The sequence below is a fragment of the Peribacillus sp. SIMBA_075 genome, from assembly GCF_046534585.1.
The window spans coordinates 1-267 of sequence record NZ_JAWRYN010000736.1; the positions used below are offsets into that span (position 1 = coordinate 1).

1 pseudogene is annotated in these 267 nt (G+C 36.3%); it reads right to left on the reverse strand.

From position 1 onward, the window contains the following. Positions 1-267, reverse strand: a pseudogene (locus SB775_RS30160) (hypothetical protein); the annotation flags it as partial.

Genomic DNA, 267 nt, shown 5'->3' on the forward strand with positions numbered 1-267 from the left:
TGCCATTTGCCCTAGCTCATTAATTACATTTGTATCACTAGAGTTTTGCTGGAAATCGTATATGGTTTGCATAATATTAATCGACATATCACTTCCACTTGAACGCATAGCGTAATCCGTAAAAGGCTGAATATCATTGGGCTTATCTGTCATCTCAGACATTAACTTAGCTAATGAATTCTTATCTACTGGATTGTCCATTCGGTTTAGTATCTTTCGAAATACCTGATACAAGCTCGTTGATTCGCTCGATTCTTTCAAATAAGG